This is a genomic window from Flavivirga sp. 57AJ16 (assembly GCF_028736925.1).
Lineage (GTDB): Bacteria > Bacteroidota > Bacteroidia > Flavobacteriales > Flavobacteriaceae > Flavivirga.
Genome location: NZ_JAQZAT010000006.1, coordinates 50,416 through 67,169 on the forward strand (window position 1 = coordinate 50,416; position 16,754 = coordinate 67,169).

The 16,754-nt window shown below is 33.3% G+C and carries 15 protein-coding genes; 1 reads left to right on the forward strand and 14 read right to left on the reverse strand.

Translation table 11 applies throughout. The features are described 5' to 3' along the window. Nucleotides 1-9 precede the first annotated feature (9 nt). From PQO00_RS07935 to PQO00_RS07990, 12 genes are all read right to left on the reverse strand, one after another. Nucleotides 10-951 (reverse strand): Gfo/Idh/MocA family protein, encoded by a 942-nt coding sequence (locus PQO00_RS07935; RefSeq protein ID WP_274184305.1) that lies wholly within the window; start codon nt 949-951, stop codon nt 10-12. A gap of 86 nt (nt 952-1,037) precedes the next feature. Then, a complete protein-coding gene (locus PQO00_RS07940; protein WP_274184306.1) occupies nt 1,038-2,132 on the reverse strand; it encodes a DegT/DnrJ/EryC1/StrS aminotransferase family protein in 1,095 nt (364 codons plus the stop codon). Nucleotide 2,133: 1 nt separating this feature from the next. Then, the gene (locus PQO00_RS07945; RefSeq protein WP_274184307.1) at nt 2,134-2,715 is read right to left on the reverse strand and encodes an acyltransferase; all 582 of its coding nucleotides are present in this window, start codon (nt 2,713-2,715) and stop codon (nt 2,134-2,136) included. A gap of 68 nt (nt 2,716-2,783) precedes the next feature. Next, nucleotides 2,784-4,052: a nucleotide sugar dehydrogenase gene (locus tag PQO00_RS07950; RefSeq protein WP_274184308.1), complete on the reverse strand. Its 1,269-nt coding sequence runs from the start codon at nt 4,050-4,052 to the stop codon at nt 2,784-2,786. Nucleotides 4,053-4,056: 4 nt separating this feature from the next. Beyond that, nucleotides 4,057-4,893, reverse strand: coding sequence for a dTDP-4-dehydrorhamnose reductase (gene rfbD / locus PQO00_RS07955; protein ID WP_274184309.1), 837 nt, complete (start codon nt 4,891-4,893; stop codon nt 4,057-4,059). A gap of 7 nt (nt 4,894-4,900) precedes the next feature. Beyond that, complete coding sequence (gene rfbC, locus PQO00_RS07960) at nt 4,901-5,446, reverse strand: dTDP-4-dehydrorhamnose 3,5-epimerase (protein ID WP_274184310.1); 546 nt, start codon at nt 5,444-5,446, stop codon at nt 4,901-4,903. Between the two features lies 1 nt (nt 5,447). Next, nucleotides 5,448-6,305: a glucose-1-phosphate thymidylyltransferase RfbA gene (gene rfbA, locus PQO00_RS07965; RefSeq protein WP_274184311.1), complete on the reverse strand. Its 858-nt coding sequence runs from the start codon at nt 6,303-6,305 to the stop codon at nt 5,448-5,450. A gap of 45 nt (nt 6,306-6,350) precedes the next feature. Beyond that, nucleotides 6,351-7,358, reverse strand: coding sequence for a dTDP-glucose 4,6-dehydratase (gene rfbB / locus PQO00_RS07970; RefSeq protein ID WP_274184312.1), 1,008 nt, complete (start codon nt 7,356-7,358; stop codon nt 6,351-6,353). A 3-nt stretch (nt 7,359-7,361) separates the two neighbouring features. Next, nucleotides 7,362-8,435, reverse strand: coding sequence for a hypothetical protein (locus tag PQO00_RS07975; protein ID WP_274184313.1), 1,074 nt, complete (start codon nt 8,433-8,435; stop codon nt 7,362-7,364). A gap of 12 nt (nt 8,436-8,447) precedes the next feature. Next, complete coding sequence (locus tag PQO00_RS07980; protein ID WP_274184314.1) at nt 8,448-10,139, reverse strand: hypothetical protein; 1,692 nt, start codon at nt 10,137-10,139, stop codon at nt 8,448-8,450. Between the two features lie 222 nt (nt 10,140-10,361). Beyond that, the gene (locus PQO00_RS07985) at nt 10,362-11,864 is read right to left on the reverse strand and encodes a GH3 auxin-responsive promoter family protein (protein WP_274184315.1); all 1,503 of its coding nucleotides are present in this window, start codon (nt 11,862-11,864) and stop codon (nt 10,362-10,364) included. 101 nt (nt 11,865-11,965) lie between these two features. Further along, nucleotides 11,966-12,832 (reverse strand): M23 family metallopeptidase, encoded by an 867-nt coding sequence (locus PQO00_RS07990; protein WP_274184316.1) that lies wholly within the window; start codon nt 12,830-12,832, stop codon nt 11,966-11,968. Between the two features lie 671 nt (nt 12,833-13,503). Here PQO00_RS07990 and tatA point away from each other — a divergent pair. Further along, complete coding sequence (gene tatA / locus PQO00_RS07995; RefSeq protein ID WP_274184317.1) at nt 13,504-13,683, forward strand: twin-arginine translocase TatA/TatE family subunit; 180 nt, start codon at nt 13,504-13,506, stop codon at nt 13,681-13,683. A gap of 313 nt (nt 13,684-13,996) precedes the next feature. Here the strand turns inward: tatA and PQO00_RS08000 are convergent, their stop codons facing one another. Together PQO00_RS08000 and PQO00_RS08005 are read right to left on the reverse strand one after the other, a co-directional pair. After that, nucleotides 13,997-15,001, reverse strand: coding sequence for a DUF4837 family protein (locus PQO00_RS08000; RefSeq protein ID WP_274184318.1), 1,005 nt, complete (start codon nt 14,999-15,001; stop codon nt 13,997-13,999). A gap of 146 nt (nt 15,002-15,147) precedes the next feature. Continuing rightward, nucleotides 15,148-16,701 (reverse strand): LysM peptidoglycan-binding domain-containing protein, encoded by a 1,554-nt coding sequence (locus PQO00_RS08005; protein WP_274184319.1) that lies wholly within the window; start codon nt 16,699-16,701, stop codon nt 15,148-15,150. Nucleotides 16,702-16,754 lie beyond the last annotated feature (53 nt).

The window sequence follows — 16,754 nt, forward strand, 5'->3', positions numbered from 1 at the left end:
TTTAATTCATTATTTTTTAGCAAAAAGATGATATTCTCCTTTTAAGCCAATTGGAATAGTATTTCTTATGTCATGAACAATCTCGATGGCGGTTCTAGCTGCATCCAAGCCATACCCTTTTCCTTCTAAAATATCTTTATAGACTAGTGTGTGTAAATCTGTAAAACCTCCACTAAACTCCAATTCTTCTCCGTCAATTGTAATAGACCTAAAAGTAGTTTGGCCTTTTTTCTTTATTTCATTAGGTAAATATTCTGCATTTATTGACAAAAACCAGCGTACCCTAGCATTTTGAAATTCTAAATATCCTGAGGCTCTATCTTCCTCATGAACATGTACGATATTCTCTTGTAAATCTCCAAAGATCCACGATAACATATCATAAAAATGAACCCCAATATTTGTTGCAATTCCTCCAGACTTACTTATATTTCCCTTCCAAGATGTTTCGTACCAATTGCCTCTAGATGTTAGATAAGTTAAATCTACCTCAAACTTAGTGTCTTTTTTTGAGTTCTTAACTTTTTCTTTTAATGCTATTATTGAAGGATGTACTCTAAGTTGAAGAATATTATAAACCTTTTTTCCTGTTTTCTCTTCCACCTTTTGTAACTTATCTATATTCCAAGGGTTTAACACCAAAGGCTTTTCACAAATTGCATCAGCTCCACTTCTCAAGGCAAAACGAATATGAGCATCATGTAAATAATTTGGAGAACAAATACTTACATAATCTAAGTATAAATCTTGCTCATATTTTAATTTCTCTATATGCCTGTCAAACCTTTCAAATTCCACGAAAAAATCAGCTTTTGGAAAATGAGAGTCTATTATGCCAACACTATCATTTTTATCATATGCAGCTAAAAGCATATTATTGGTATCCTTAATCGCTTTCATATGCCTTGGGGCTATATAGCCTGCGGCACCTATCAATGCAAAATTTTTCATTTATCTAATTTTAATGTATAAGATTAACATAGTATTTACTAATAAAACGTATCGGTTGTAGTAATTATAAAGAACCTTAACTTATTTTATAGTAAACTCTTTATTTGTTTTGTTATATAATTTATTTCCTGATCAGTTACATATGGGTTCATTGGTAAACTCATAATTTCATCTGATACTTTCTCCGATATAGGAAAATCTCCTTTTTTATATTTTAAATACTCGAAACATTCTTGTAAGTGAAGCGGCTTAGGGTAATGTACAGCTGTTGGTATCCCTTTTTCCTTTAGAATAGCTTGGATATTATCCCGATTCTTTACACGAATTGAATATTGAGCCCAAACAGAAGTGTTGTCTTCCTTTATAAATGGTGTTATAACAATATCTTTAAGGTTTTGGTCATATTGTTTTGCAACATCTTGCCTTCTCTTTACATCATTTTCATAATGCTTTAATTTCTCCAATAAAACAGCCGCTTGGATCGTATCTAGACGTCCTCCCATTCCAATATATTTATGAAAATACCGTTGCGTCTGTCCATGAACTCTCATACTTTTTATTTTATCCGATAATTGTTCATCATTGGTAAACAAAGCGCCTCCATCTCCAAAACAACCTAAAGGTTTAGCGGGAAAAAAAGAAGTACATCCTATAGAAGAAAGATTGCAGCTTTTTTTTCCTTTATATGTTGCTCCAAAACTTTGGGCAGCATCTTCTATAACAGTTATTTTATATTTTCTTCCTAATTCATTAATTTCATCCATATCTGCAACTTGTCCATAAAGAGATACAGGCATAATTACTTTGGTCCTTTTAGTTATTTTTTCTTCAATACGATTAACATCAATATTATAAGTCGATTCATCAATATCAACAAACACTGGAATTGCTCCTAAAAAGGCAATGGTCTCGGCTGTAGCTATAAATGTAAAAGGACTCGTTATAATTTCATCCCCTGGTTCAACATCAAGCGCCATCATACCCAACAATAAGGCATCAGTTCCCGAAGAACAACTAATAGCATACTTAGCTCCTGTATACTCCTCTAATAAAGTTTCTAATTGTTTTACTTCTTCTCCCATTATAAAACGAGAAGTAGACACTACATCATTTATGGCCCGGTCTATATTTTCTTTATGCTCTTGATAAGCTTTTGTTAAATTAGCGAAATCTATTATCATATTATTTAATTCTTTCTACAGTATCTCCTTTTAAAATATATTCTTGTTCGCTTTCAGGGCAGACAGCAATATTATTTTCATTAAAGCTCAAACGATGCCCATATTCTCCAACCCATCCAATCTGTTTTGCTGGATTACCTACAATCAATGCATAAGGTTTAACAGATTTAGTAACCACTGCTCCAGCTCCTACTAAGGCATATTCGCCTATATTATTTCCGCAAATAATAGTTGCGTTTGCTCCTATTGAGGCTCCTTTTTTTACAATAGTTTCTGCATACTGTCCTCTTCTATTAACACCACTTCTAGGATTAATAACATTTGTAAATACCATGGAGGGCCCTAAAAAGACATCATCCTCGCAGATCACACCTGTATATATTGATACATTATTTTGGACTTTAACATTTTTCCCCATCTTTACTTCCGGAGAAATAACAACATTCTGACCAATATTACATGATTCTCCTATATTACAATTAGACATAATATGAGAAAAATGCCAGATTTTAGTATCTTTTCCAATTTCACAATTATCATCAATTATAGCCGTCTCATGTGCAAAGTATCTACTATCCTTCATCCGTTTAGATTTCTCTTTTTTTATTTTTAATCTTTATATAGAAGATCAATTAAGTCTTTTTAATAATCTTAAAGCCTATCTGTAATTAGTTCTTTTGGCAAAAAACTTTTTATATCATAGACAACCGCGTTATGATCTCCTAAACTACTAATATCCATGTCTCTAAATTCGTCATGTCCAACAGCTAATACTATTGCATTGTATACCCCTTGAGGCTTTTCGATGAGGTCTATTCCATATTCATTTTTAACTTCAACATTATTAGCATGAGAGTCAAATATCTCTACTTCTACTCCAAATTCTTTAAGTTCATCTATTACATCTATTACTTTAGAATTTCTTATATCTGGACAATTTTCTTTAAAAGTAATTCCTAATATTAATGCTTTAGCATCTTTTACTCTATGGCCTTTTTTAACCATAAGTTTAATTATTTTATTTGCTATATGTACTCCCATATCATCATTAATCTTTCTGCCAGATAATATAACTTGAGGGTGGTATCCTAAGCTTTCTGCTTTATGAGTTAAATAGAATGGATCAACCCCAATACAATGCCCACCAACTAAACCTGGGCGAAAGGGTAAAAAGTTCCATTTTGTTCCTGCTGCTTCTAAAACTTCTAAAGTATCAATATTCATTCTATCAAAAATCAATGCTAGCTCATTTACAAATGAAATATTCAAATCTCTTTGCGTATTCTCAATTATTTTAGAAGCTTCAGCTATTTTTATAGAAGACACTTTATGAGTTCCAACTGATACAATTGATGAATAGAGTTTATCAACTATTTCTGCTATTTCTTCATTACTTCCTGATGTCACTTTTACAATATTATGAACTCTTCTTATTTTATCCCCTGGATTAATTCTTTCTGGGGAATATCCGCAAAAAAAATCTTTGTTAAATATTAAACCACTTGCTTCTTCCAAAATAGGAACACAAACATCCTCAGTACAACCAGGAAAAACTGTAGACTCATAAATAACAATATCCTTAATTGATAAGTACGTTCCTACCAAATTACTAGCCTTTTCAAGGGGTTTTAAATCTGGTTGCTTGAAAGAGTCTATAGGTGTAGGAACTGTAATGATATATATATTTGCAGAACTCAGTACCTTTTCATCAGCAGTATAATTAATAAGAGGAGCTACTTTTTTTAAATCTTCTTTTGATACTTCATTGGTGTAATCAAATTCATTTCTTAGAGCTTCAACTCGATCGAAATTAATATCAAAACCTATAACACTAAAATTGTTTTTTGAAAACTCAACAGCTAAAGGTAAACCGACATATCCTAATCCTATAATAGCGATTTTATATTGATCTTTATTCATAAAATTATATTTTTTTCTTTATTAAAATGGTTGATTTAGGTCTGGCTGCAAAAGTAAAATATTTCTTTGCCTTTATAAGATTCATTTGAAATAATAAATTGTTTTCTTTTAAAATTTGTTTTGCAAACTGATACCAAGTCATTGCCTCTTCATCACAAAAATGACAAATTCCAAAACTAGTGCTTTCTACCTCTATAAAACTGATTATATACAATGCTAAACTAGCAGTATCAGTAGGACAACCTATTTGTTCATCGGTTACAAAAAATGTTTTTCCTTTTTTTACTTTTTTAAGAATTGTTTTATAAAAATTATTCCCATACTTTTTACTATAAAGCCATGATGTTCTTATAATAAAATATTTTTGTAAAATTTCTTGAACATATTGTTCCCCTAACAGCTTTGACCTTCCATATTCGTTAATTGGATTGGGTATATCATCAACTGTATATGGTTCATTCTTTTCCCCATCAAACACATAATCCGTTGAAATATGAATTAAAACGACATTCTTTTCTTTACATACTTCAGCTAAGTTTTTAACCCCTTCTGCATTCACTTTAAAAGCAGTTTCAGGTGTTTTTTCTGCCTGCTCCACATTCGTATAGGCTGCACAATTTATACAATAATCAAAATTGTTATTATTAAAAAACTGTCTTAAATCTTTCGCTTTAGTAATATCCAATTCTTCTTTCGACACAAAAACAAAACCAAGATTATTCTGATTGTCAGCATATAACTCCTCAATCGTTTTTCCTAATTGCCCATTGGCTCCCGTTACCAATACAGTTGTTGGTCGTTGGTTGCTAGTTATTGGTTGCTTGATAACTTTATTTTTCATTAGGAAATTATATAACTAACTTTTTAAATGCAGGGAGTTTTAAGTCCTTTTCTGAAAGCACTAAATCTTCTCCCAAAAACTTCCAATCAATATTTAAATCTTTATCATTAAATAAAATTCCAGATTCTGCTTCCTTATTATAAAAATTATCACATTTATAAGAAAAAATGGTATCATCTTCCAATACTAAAAAACCATGAGCAAAACCTCTAGGCATATAAACTTGTTTATGCTCAATAGCATCCAACACAATAGAAAAATGTTCTCCAAAAGTTGGGGATTCTTTCCTAATATCCATACAAACATCAAGTACCTTCCCTTTTACAACTTGTATTAACTTCGCCTGGGCGTATTCTCCAGCTTGGAAATGCATCCCTCTTAAAACACCTTTTGAAGACTTGGACTGATTATCCTGTACAAAATTAGTAGCAACTCCCGTCTTTTCTTCAAAAATCTTTTTATTAAAACTTTCAAAAAAGTACCCTCTTTCATCTTCAAATACCTGAGGTGTTAAAACAAAACAGCCCTTTAAATATGTTTCTTCAACGATCATATTATACTAATTGTTGTAAGTATTCACCATAACCACTTTTTAGTAATGGCTCGGCAAGTTTATTAAGTTGGGATTTATCTATATATCCCATTTTATAGGCTATTTCTTCAATACAGCCAATCTTTAATCCTTGTCTTTCTTCAATGACCTGTACAAATTGTGATGCTTGCATAAGTGAATTAAAAGTGCCTGTATCTAACCATGCCGTGCCCTTATCTAATATTTCTACATTAAGTGCATTCTCTTCCAAATAGGCTTTGTTGATATCCGTTATTTCTAATTCACCTCTGTTACTCGGTTTAATATTTTTGGCAAAACCAATCACTCTATTATCATAAAAATAAATTCCTGGAACGGCAAAATTAGATTTAGGCCTTTGTGGTTTTTCCTCAATGGAAATGGCTTTGTTATTTTTATCAAACTCCACCACACCATAACGTTGAGGATCCAAAACATGATATGCAAAAATAACCCCCCCATCAGGATTCGTATTCGCTTTTAAAATTTGTTCCAATCCTGATCCATAAAAAATATTATCGCCTAAGATTAATGCCACACTATCGTTTCCAATAAAATCTTCGCCAATTAAAAAAGCTTCTGCTAACCCGTTAGGAGCTTCTTGAACAGCGTAATGAAAACGGCATCCATAGCCGCTGCCATCTCCTAATAAATCTTTAAACTTAGGTGTGTCTTTGGATGTAGAAATAATTAAAATCTCGTTGATTCCAGCAGACATGAGCGTGGTTAAAGGATAATAAATCATGGGCTTGTCGTAAACAGGCATCAATTGTTTACTCACCACTTTAGTAAGTGGGTGCAAACGTGTGCCCGATCCTCCTGCTAGTATGATTCCTTTCATTGAAAATTCTATTTTCATTTCCACGTAGGTGGAAATCTCTTTAAATTAAACCCTATACTTTTTTACATACCAACCAACCGTCTTCCGTATCCCCGTTTCAAAACTCTCCTCAGCCTTCCAACCTAATTCCTCTTCAATTTTAGCAGCATCAATAGCATATCTAAAATCATGCCCTGGCCTGTCTTTAACAAAGGTAATTTGGTCTTTATATGATGTGTCTTTTGGTAATTTTTTATCTAGAATATCACAAATCGTATTTGCAATGTATAAATTATCCCGTTCGTTTTGACCTCCTATATTATAGGTCTCTCCTGAAACACCTTTATGAAAAGCCAAATCTATGCCTTTACAATGATCCTCGACATATAACCAATCGCGAATATTATCCCCTTTACCATAAATAGGAATGCTTTCTCCTTGTAATGCTTTTCTAATAATGGTAGGGATTAATTTTTCGTCGTGTTGCTTGGGTCCATAATTATTTGAACAATTTGTTGTTACGACATTCATCCCATACGTATGAAAATAACTCCTCACAATAAAATCAGAAGATGCTTTTGATGCACTATAAGGACTATTAGGGCCATAAGGTGTTTGTTCAGTAAACAGCCCTGTATCTCCTAAAGAACCATAAACCTCATCTGTAGAAATATGATGAAACCTAGAGGTTTCATGATTCTTTTTTATTTTGTTTGGTCCTTCCATCCAATGGTTCTTGGCAACATCAATCAAATTAAAGGTTCCTAAAACATTCGTATTTATAAACTCATTTGGTCTTTTTATAGAATTATCTACATGTGATTCAGCAGCAAAATGAATAACACCATTAAAGTTATATTGTTTAAATAAGTCCTCTATCAAACCCCTATCACAAATATCCCCTTTAATAAACTTATAATTATTACTGTTTTCAACTTCCTTTAAATTAGACAAGTCTCCTGCATAAGTCAATTTATCTATATTTATTATTTTAACAAGCGGGTGGTGTTTAAGAAAATAAACAATAAAGTTAGATCCTATAAAACCTGCACCCCCAGTTATTAAAATATTCATTTATTATAATTTATCGTTAAAACGTTCTAAAAACTTAACAAAATTCAACCCTAACAAAACTATAAATGTTAGCATAGTTAATATAAGCGCATAAAATATCTTAGGGCTAACCAATGTACCAAAAAACTCCTTTTTATCATCTATCGTACCACTATCTTGTTTACTGGACGTAATCTCTATAATATGTTCTTTGTCTGCTATTTCTCTTTCAATTTCAACTAATTCTTGTCTTAATTCTATATCTTTAGTATAAAGCTCAAACTCTTTGGTCGAACTTTCATTTCCTTTATTATCTATCGTAATTTTAGCTTGAAAATCGTTATTGTTTTCTGCTGATTTTACGATCGCTTTTTGATAGACAGCTAATAAAGTATCCGATTTAACCAATGACTTTGAAATTGCAACGGCTTGCTCTTTTAACTCACCTAAGTCCTTTGTCTGCTCTCTCTTAAAATAAGTGTTTGAATTAATATTATCAATGATGCGATTAAAAACTGTTTTAAAATTATTTCGCTCCTTGGCTTTAATCGTTATCTGTTGATATTGATGGCTATAGTCTTTTAAGTTTCTTAAATAGGTTTTATATTCTACTGTTTTTGCTAATGTGGTATCAAGGGTTTGAAGATAGTTATCAAACTCTTTAAGTTTTTGGTTTTCACTAATAACAGATTCTATTTCAAAATCTAAAATAGACGCTGCTTCATTTGATTTGACACCTAAAACATTTCCTAAAGTACTTGTATCTTTTTGTTTAACTAGATCATTATAATAACTTATCGCATTATATAGATTCTCTCCTGTATCGTAATTCTGTTTTACTGTTATATAAGACTTATAAACAGGTTCTGATGTTTTCTCTAATACGATTCCTAAAACAACACCTACAACACCTGCAATGACTAGTTTTAAAACATGTTTCTTTACAAAAAATATTAACCACACAAATGCTAAAAAAAGTTTGTTAAAGATACTTCCTATAAAACGAAATAGTTTGTCGAAAGCATTCCCTATTAGCTTAAATAATTGCCCTAAGTCTACTTCTTCTGATTGCTGTGGTTGCGGCAAATCTTTACTCATAATTATAATGTGTTAATTAAGTATTTGTTTTAATATGGTTCTTGTTATTAAATAGGTTGGTCTTACTCCCGAAGTCCCCAAGCCTCCTGAAGCCAATGTAGCTCCTGTTTCTAAAGGGTTATCACTGGCATAATAAGCATACCTTACTTTTACATTAGGGCTAATACTCCCCCTAACTTTAGAAGCTGCTTGAATCGCTTTTTGATAATGGGCGCCTTCCATTTCCAGCCCTATCACTCGCCAGGTTGAGTTATAAAAGAATTTCAAAATATCCTTATTTTGTAATGAGGTCCCTAAAACAGTAATCATAGCCCCTTCATAAATATCCACACCTTGCCCTTCTAAATCTTCCTTTTTTAATTCATTTGCAAAAGGATAATTATCGGCAGTCCCTTCAAAAATATGTGCCGAAGGGATCATAATATCACCTTTACCACCTTCTAAAATGCCTGCTTTTCCCATAATCGATACCGATTCTACATTTAAATGTGTTTTCTTTCCTTTTGTTTTATATGGCTTTAGCAGCTCATCAATGGTCTCATATGCTTGTTCTCCAAAAGCATAATCCATGACCAATATAACAGGCTTGTCTTCCTTTAATACTTTTTCACCGATTTCAATGCCTGTTTTAGAAACGTCTATTTTACTCGTATCAAAAATTTGAACATCGATATTAGCTCCAGACGCATCCTTTATATAAATCATCCCTCGATGTAACGCCTCCTTATTTATTTTATTTCGAAGCCCTTCGTTTTCTTTTTTACTTAAAGACTCATACACTTCAAAAATATCCTTTTTAGGGGCTGTTGGTTTTAATATGCTCGATACAAAAAGCGTATTCATAACACTATGCATATTAGCACTTATGATGTGGATGGGTCTTTCTAATAAATCATTTTTAAACAAGACCTCTTTTATGGTGTCTGCCCAAATTTCTCCGTGTATATGATGCCCAATACGTTCTCTTAAAACGGGACTAAATGTAACGGTTCTTTTATTATTGTGTATATGTTCTTCTATAGCTAATTTACCTAACCAATAGACTATATGAAGTAATCTTTCGGGTTGTGAAGACGTCGCAAACTTGTTATAAACAGTTCTTAACTCATTAAACGTTCTGCCTAAAATATTAGCTATATGCGTTATGGCAACTTCACGCTCATCTTGCGTTAGTTTCTTTTTTGATAAAACGGCTTTCTCGAGCTTTATCCAATCTCTTGTGGTCGCGCCATCTTCATCAATTAAAACGCGATTGCTTATTTTATGTGATTCAATAAAAAGAAATGTAAGATGTGTTAAAATATCATAGATTTCCGATCGTCCCCGAGTAATCTCGATATTCATTTGTTCAGCATCAATTCTATAGCAATTACGTCGTCTTTTTTCTGGGATGATGGGCTTGAAATGGGAATTTGCATAACCTTCATCACTTGTTAAATTAATAAAAGTGCATTCTTCAATGCCAGCAGGAAGTCTATCTATCACATAAAGCAATCCTTCCAATTCGGCTTTTTCTTCTCCTACAGAACCGTATATTTCCGGACGTAAAAGCAATAATGCCTGTCGTAAGGTCTCACCAGAAATACCCATGGGTTTATAAAACCCTCTATTGAATAAATGACGCATGGTAATGTACATCCTCTCAATGGCATTCGAACTTTCTTGAGCCCTTGTTCTGGAATGATGTTTTTTACTATTGGTCATCGTGTTTTTAATCTAAAAATGCTCCGATCCTTGGGTCGGGGTTTCCTATTCATCTCTCCTTTGGAGAGACCAGAACTGCCTTTTTTGGAGTTCTGGGTGAGGTAAAATAAAAAATTTCGTAAACCTAACTAAACACCTCTTATGGCTTACCTCAGGAATACCTGCCTGCCGGCAAGGCAGGGTCGATTTTCAAGAAATTTTTTATTCTCGCCAAAGATAGTACTATTTGATTAAATTTTTATGAGAAAACCTTTCAACTATTTTTCTATCATTCGATAATCTTGGCAACTTATTTTGTCCGCCCAACTTCCCAATAGACTTCATATAATCCTGAAAACCACCTTTTTTAACCTTAGTTATTTTAAGGGGCTGCAATACTTTTCCATCTATTAAATCGAAATAATATGAATTTTGTTTTTGAAGTGATGTATCGATTTTTTTTGCTAAACCTAAAACATCCTCAGGGTCGTTCTCAAATTCTATAAACCATTCATGATATGGCAATCCTTGTTTGGGGTTTATTTGAGGTGCCACCGTAAACTCCGACACACTGATACTTGAGTTTAAAAGCGCTTCTTGCATCGCTTGTTCCACTTCTTTACCTATAACATGCTCCCCGAAAGCAGAAATAAAATGTTTTATGCGCCCAGAAACTATAACCCGATAAGGTTTTGTTGAAGTGAACTCAACCGTATCTCCTATATTATATGCCCAAAGACCTGCATTGGTAGAAATAATCATTACGTAATTGATGCCAATTTCAACATCTTTTATGGTGATCCTTTCGGGGTTTTCATCAAAGAATTCGTCTGCCTTAACAAACTCATAAAAGATCCCCGAGTTCAACTGTAGCAACATTCCTTTTTCTTTTTGGGTATCTTGAAATGCAAAAAAACCTTCACTGGCAGGATATAGTTCTATACTATCGACACTTCTCCCTATTAAGTTTTCAAATTTAGTTCTATAAGGCTCATAATTAACACCTCCAAAAATGAAGAGGTTGAAATTCTTAAAAATATCACCTACTTTTTTGCCTGTTTTTTGCTGAAGTTTTTCAAAATACATTTGCACCCAAGAAGGGATACCGGAAATAACGGTCATATTTTCAGGTAACGTTTCTTCAACGATGGCATCCACTTTTGTTTCCCAATCTTCAATACAATTGGTTTCCCAGGAAGGGAGCCTGTTTTTTTGAAGATATTTAGGCACATAATGTGCTACAATACCCGAAAGTCGACCTAACTGAATGCCATTTTGTTCATTTAGAATAGGGCTTCCCTGAAGAAAAATCATCTTTCCATCTACAAACTTACTGTTTCCAGTTTCATGAATATACATTAAAATGGCATTTCTAGCGGCCTCAACATGGGCAGGCATACTTTCTTTGGTAATAGGAATGTATTTTGACCCCGAAGTCGTCCCGGATGTTTTAGCAAAATAAGTGGGTTTTCCGGGCCAAAGGATGTTCTCTTCTCCTGCCACTACTTTTTCTACATACGGTTTAAGCGCTTCATAATCCCTAATGGGAACGCTTTTAACAAAATCGGCATAGGTATTTATACTTATAAAATCGTGATCTTTACCAAAGGCCGTGTTAGCTGCTTTTGATATTAAATTATGAAACACTTCTTCCTGGGTTTCAACAGGGGCAGAAGCCCACTTTTGAATGCTTTTATAAACACGCTTCGCAAACGGTTTTGCTAATACAGATTTTAATGATAACATGCTCTTGTTTATATTTTAGACGGAAGGTAAAGTATATTCCACTAGGTTTGTAAAGTCTCTTTTGTGGACTGAATACTGCAACTGACTGCTAAGGACCTTTTTCATTTAAAATCTATAAAATTTGTTGGGTTAATTGGGTAACCATCGTTCCAAAGCTCGAAATGTAAATGAGGGCCTGTGGATAGCTCTCCCGTATTTCCTGCCGTCGCAATAACTTCTCCTGCTTTAACCAAATCACCTTGTATTTTTGTGAGAGCTGCATTGTGCTTATAAACAGAAATTAACCCATAACTATGTTCTATAATAATAACATATCCTGTACTAGCTGTCCATTCTGCAAAAATCACAATCCCATCTGCTGTCGCTTTAATAGGGGTGTCTTTCGCTAATACTATATCGACGGCATAATGTTTTTCTTTTAAATTATATGGTTCGCTTATCGTTCCATTTGCTGGTGGAAATAACACAAAGTTAGTTGAAGAGGTCGCAGACTCAAACAAATTATACTTATCTTCTTTATCCACTTTCTCCCTTAAAATAGAATCTTCCAATATAGGAGCAAAATCGACTTCACTTGCTTCTGTCCTAACAGCTTCAATAATAGAATCTTTATTAAAATCACTGGCACTTACATCGCCCTTTAACACTTTCTTTATAGAGGTATAATACAGTTCGTTCATAGCAATAACCTGTTGCAAAGAATCTGTTTTGTAATTTAAATCTGTAGCCTGCTTTTTTAAAGCGGTCGACGAATACCCAGGAATATATTCCCTAAGTGGCGTAAACGCTATTATTATATATGTTAAAGTTATTAAAAACACCGCTATCAAGGAGCTTAAAACAAAAACATTGAGTCGTGTTAGCTTAAAGGATATACGCTCTTCGAACGTATCCTCATTAAGTACTACCAAGCGGTACTTATCTAATAATTTTCGTTTTATCTTTTTAGGTTTCTTATTTTCTTCCATTGAAGTGATTTAAGCTACTCAGCCAAGCTGGGCATATGTTTTTTGACTGAAGTGAAAAATAGTGATTTTACTCATCCACGCTTGTTGCGTGGCAGGAAAACTCGGTTTTGAAGAGTTACAAAGCCATGTTTTCAAACTTGGTAGTTTAACCGTGCCTTTGTCATGACAGGCTAATCCCGTTTTCCCAGTAGGACCTTTTAGTTTAATACTCCCGCTCGCACGAAGTAGTCTACTCCCAAGTAAAGGTTTTTTTGAACTGCATAGCACTTGTACTGAGCGAAGCCGAAATATCGCTAGAGAGTCATAAAAAGACAAAATGTGAAAAGGGATACCTGCCCGACGGTAGACAGGAAAGGACATTTTGCAGCCAATTATAAAAAGTTTAAACCACTTCATTAAAAACAAAATTAAATAAAATTATTACAAGACCTATTTTGTCTTAGAACTTATTTAGACTTTTTGGATTTAAGCGAAAATTAGAAGTTTTCAAATTTGTTGAAGATTTTTTTGAGTTGCATAGCAGAGCTACGGAAGGAAAAAAAGACAAAACAAATTTGAAAACAGCAATTTTTTAGCAAATTGAAAAAGTCTAAATGAGTTCATACTAAAGTTACACTTAAAACGATATTATTAAACATTAATTATTAACTTTACACCATAAAATTATTATTATGAGTTTATATATGTTACCATTAGCAATTGGACCTTGGCAAATAGCATTGATCGTACTTGCTGTTTTGCTATTGTTTGGCGGAAAAAAAATTCCAGAATTAATGCGTGGATTGGGTAGTGGTATTAAAGAGTTTAAAGACGCTAGCAAAGAAGAGGAAAAAGAAGATAAAAAAGAGTAGTCATTTACTTTTCAAATAAAAAAGCTCCTTATTACGCTACCACGTGGATACATTCTTAAAAAGACACGAATTACACGGATTTGCACAAATCTACCACCTTATGGTTACGTAGTCTTGGGCTAAGCTTGAGCACAAAATCACCAAACTTTTACAGGATTGAAATCTTGACTACCGACAGATTAATCAGTCCGCACTTATTACGTGGGAAAAGTTGCGAAGCAAAGCATTCAAAACAGATCGTTGAACCACGCCTTTGTCGTGGTAAGCTAATCCCCGGTTTTCAGCAGCATCCCAGATCGATACTTCTTATTATTTAATCAATTTTAACTGACTTAATAATGGCCTCTAACTCCAGCATATAGTTTCGTTTCTCTACAGATGGTGCAAATATAAATCCTTCAATACCAACCCATCGTTCGTTTACTTTATCTTCAATAGTATAATTAATAAATGGTCCTCCCATAAAGTCATTGGTTAGCTCCCAAAGGCCTTTAGTTTCAAAAGCAGGTTTATTATCTAAAATTGTTTCACCATGAAAAGGTGCATAAGCACCTTCTGTTATCATAAAAGAATTAACTGTATCTCCATTAGCATTTACTACCCCATCTAATCTTCCTTTAATATAAGCCTCCCCAATGGAATCTCTAATTTTTATTATTTGAATTACTGTACTATCATTTCTTTTTAAAGCTTCAAAAGGCAATTCGTAAATCATTAAATGTGAATGTCCTGTTGTAATGTCTTTTCTAAACCAGAAGAAATTATCAGTCTCTTTAACAACATGGTAAATAGACGGAAATCGAATTGTTAATCCTAATTTTTCTCTAATTGAAGTAAAGCTATGAAGCGATTTGCCCATTTGACGTTGCCTTTCGGCAATCTCTTCATTCCTAAAAGTTTCAATTATTCTCACCTTATCTTGAGTAATCAAATCAATAATGTCTTGTTTTGTTTTACCAGAGACCACTATAACCTTCTGGGGTTTAGCATACACGTCTTTTAAAACTTCAATACCAGGTTCTTTGTTCATTTCTATTTTTAAAATGGTTCTGTTTTTAGTTACAAAGCCAGAAAAAACAGCTGGGGGTATTTGGTTAATAGTGAATGTAGGTTCGTCCTGGGGTAGACCATAAATAGGTTTAGCAAGTACCGTTCTTATAGCTTCTCCAATACTGCCGCTCCATAGTTCGTTAGTCACAACAACAGAAATGTTGTTTATATTACCCGAAGAATCTAAAAGAAATTTTTCATTTGAAGCCTTTTTATCTCCACAAGAAAAAACGAATAATAACGATGCTAAAAAAAGAATATGTTTCATGTGTTTATATTTATTGTTTTTATAGGCCCGATCACCTACTGATAGGCAGGTGTCGTTCACCAATAATTATTTTGGTTGGTGCCAACTTTATTTATTACGACTTATTTTATAATAGTTTTTGATTTTTGGAATTGAAGTCATTTAAATTACCCCTTTGATATTTTAAGTTTCATTCCAGGTTTCAATTTATTACCACTAATACCATTCCAATCTTTAATATTTTGAACAGAAACTCCAGGAAATTTTTGTGAAATACTCCATAAAGAGTCTCCATTTTCAACAACATAGGTAACGACATCCCCAGAAATAGGCTTCACTTTTGTCGGTTTTTTTACAGAAGTCGGTGGAGCAACATAAGGTTTTCTGGGGTAAATAGTGAGACGTTGCCCTATTCTTAAATTATTACTTCTTAAGCCATTCCACTTTTTTATATCACTAACCCGAACCCCATATCTTCTGGAAATTTTCCCTAAATAATCTCCCGATCTTACTTTATATCGCACTCTATCCGTCGCGTTAAAAAATTGAGGCAACGGTTTTTCCCGTCTATCGAATTCTGCTTTGGCAAACGCATAAATTTTCTCTTCATTATTAACAAAATCCCCTATAACATCTATAGGTAATCTTAAAACATAATTTTCGCCTTTAATAATGGGTATGATATCTAATTTGTATGACGGATTTAAAAACTGAAGTTTTTCAATAGGTGTACCTGTAACTTCCGAAACTTGATCTAGGGTAATCATATGCTTTACTCTTATGGTATCTGTTTCAAAATAAGCCACCTCTGGTTTATATTGTTTAAAGCCATGTTCTTTTGCATACTCAAAAATATACATATTGGCCAAAAATGCTGGCAAGTATCCTGCTGTTTCACGTGGTAAATTATGTCTTATATTCCAATAATTCTGATAACCGCCCGAACGCCTTATGGCTTTTGTCACATTTCCCGGTCCCGAATTATATGCTGCTAAAGCTAAATCCCAGTCTCCAAAAATTTCATAAAGCTTCGATAAATATTTTGAAGCTGCCTCTGTAGATTTAATAGGGTCGCTACGCTCATCAACATAGCTACTAACATCCAATCCATACATTTTCCCTGTACCAAACATAAACTGCCACAGACCGGTGGCACCAACTCTGGACTTGGCTCTTGGTTTTAGCGCAGATTCAACAATAGCCAAATATTTTATTTCTAAAGGGATTTCGTGATTATCCAGCTCGCGTTCGAACATAGGAAAATAAAAAGCACTCAACGTTATTAGTTTTTGAATGGACTTTCTTCTATGTTTTAAATATGATTTAATAACACTTTCCAATGCGGGATTATATGCCACATTAAAAGGTGTTCTGGCGTCTAATTCTTTTAAACGTGCTTTTAACGTATCGGTAGGGAGCTCGGGATAATCAACAGCTTCAAAATCCAGCTCTGTAACAGATTTGTATATGGTATCGAACAAGGTATTACTATACAGCTCTTCAAACCATTTTTCGTCTAATTTAGCAGCTAGCTCATTATCTTTAAGGTTTTTTATCGAAGTACTATCTGTTTCCGCTTTAATAGGTTTAACTAAGCGGGATTTCCCATCAATTAAAGAGTCTTTAATCACTTCTTTTTGTGAAGCAACAGTCTGTTTATCCTGTGAAAAAGAAGTCCCAATATTTAGGAGTACTATAATTGTAAGAAAACGAAAAGCCATAAAATCTATTCAGTTGATTATTGAAAGATATTATGGCTAAAATCGTATTTTTT

Coding starts and splice junctions, on each gene's coding strand:
- rfbD (WP_274184309.1), bottom strand. CDS start 4,893: ATGAAAAATAAAGTTATCAAGCAACCAATAACTAGCAACCAACGACCA.
- rfbC (WP_274184310.1), bottom strand. CDS start 5,446: ATGATCGTTGAAGAAACATATTTAAAGGGCTGTTTTGTTTTAACACCT.
- PQO00_RS07940 (WP_274184306.1), bottom strand. CDS start 2,132: ATGATAATAGATTTCGCTAATTTAACAAAAGCTTATCAAGAGCATAAA.
- PQO00_RS08005 (WP_274184319.1), bottom strand. CDS start 16,701: ATGGCTTTTCGTTTTCTTACAATTATAGTACTCCTAAATATTGGGACT.
- tatA (WP_274184317.1), top strand. CDS start 13,504: ATGAGTTTATATATGTTACCATTAGCAATTGGACCTTGGCAAATAGCA.
- PQO00_RS07985 (WP_274184315.1), bottom strand. CDS start 11,864: ATGTTATCATTAAAATCTGTATTAGCAAAACCGTTTGCGAAGCGTGTT.
- PQO00_RS07935 (WP_274184305.1), bottom strand. CDS start 951: ATGAAAAATTTTGCATTGATAGGTGCCGCAGGCTATATAGCCCCAAGG.
- PQO00_RS07975 (WP_274184313.1), bottom strand. CDS start 8,435: ATGAGTAAAGATTTGCCGCAACCACAGCAATCAGAAGAAGTAGACTTA.
- rfbA (WP_274184311.1), bottom strand. CDS start 6,305: ATGAAAGGAATCATACTAGCAGGAGGATCGGGCACACGTTTGCACCCA.
- rfbB (WP_274184312.1), bottom strand. CDS start 7,358: ATGAATATTTTAATAACTGGGGGTGCAGGTTTTATAGGATCTAACTTT.
- PQO00_RS07950 (WP_274184308.1), bottom strand. CDS start 4,052: ATGAATAAAGATCAATATAAAATCGCTATTATAGGATTAGGATATGTC.
- PQO00_RS08000 (WP_274184318.1), bottom strand. CDS start 15,001: ATGAAACATATTCTTTTTTTAGCATCGTTATTATTCGTTTTTTCTTGT.
- PQO00_RS07990 (WP_274184316.1), bottom strand. CDS start 12,832: ATGGAAGAAAATAAGAAACCTAAAAAGATAAAACGAAAATTATTAGAT.
- PQO00_RS07945 (WP_274184307.1), bottom strand. CDS start 2,715: ATGAAGGATAGTAGATACTTTGCACATGAGACGGCTATAATTGATGAT.
- PQO00_RS07980 (WP_274184314.1), bottom strand. CDS start 10,139: ATGACCAATAGTAAAAAACATCATTCCAGAACAAGGGCTCAAGAAAGT.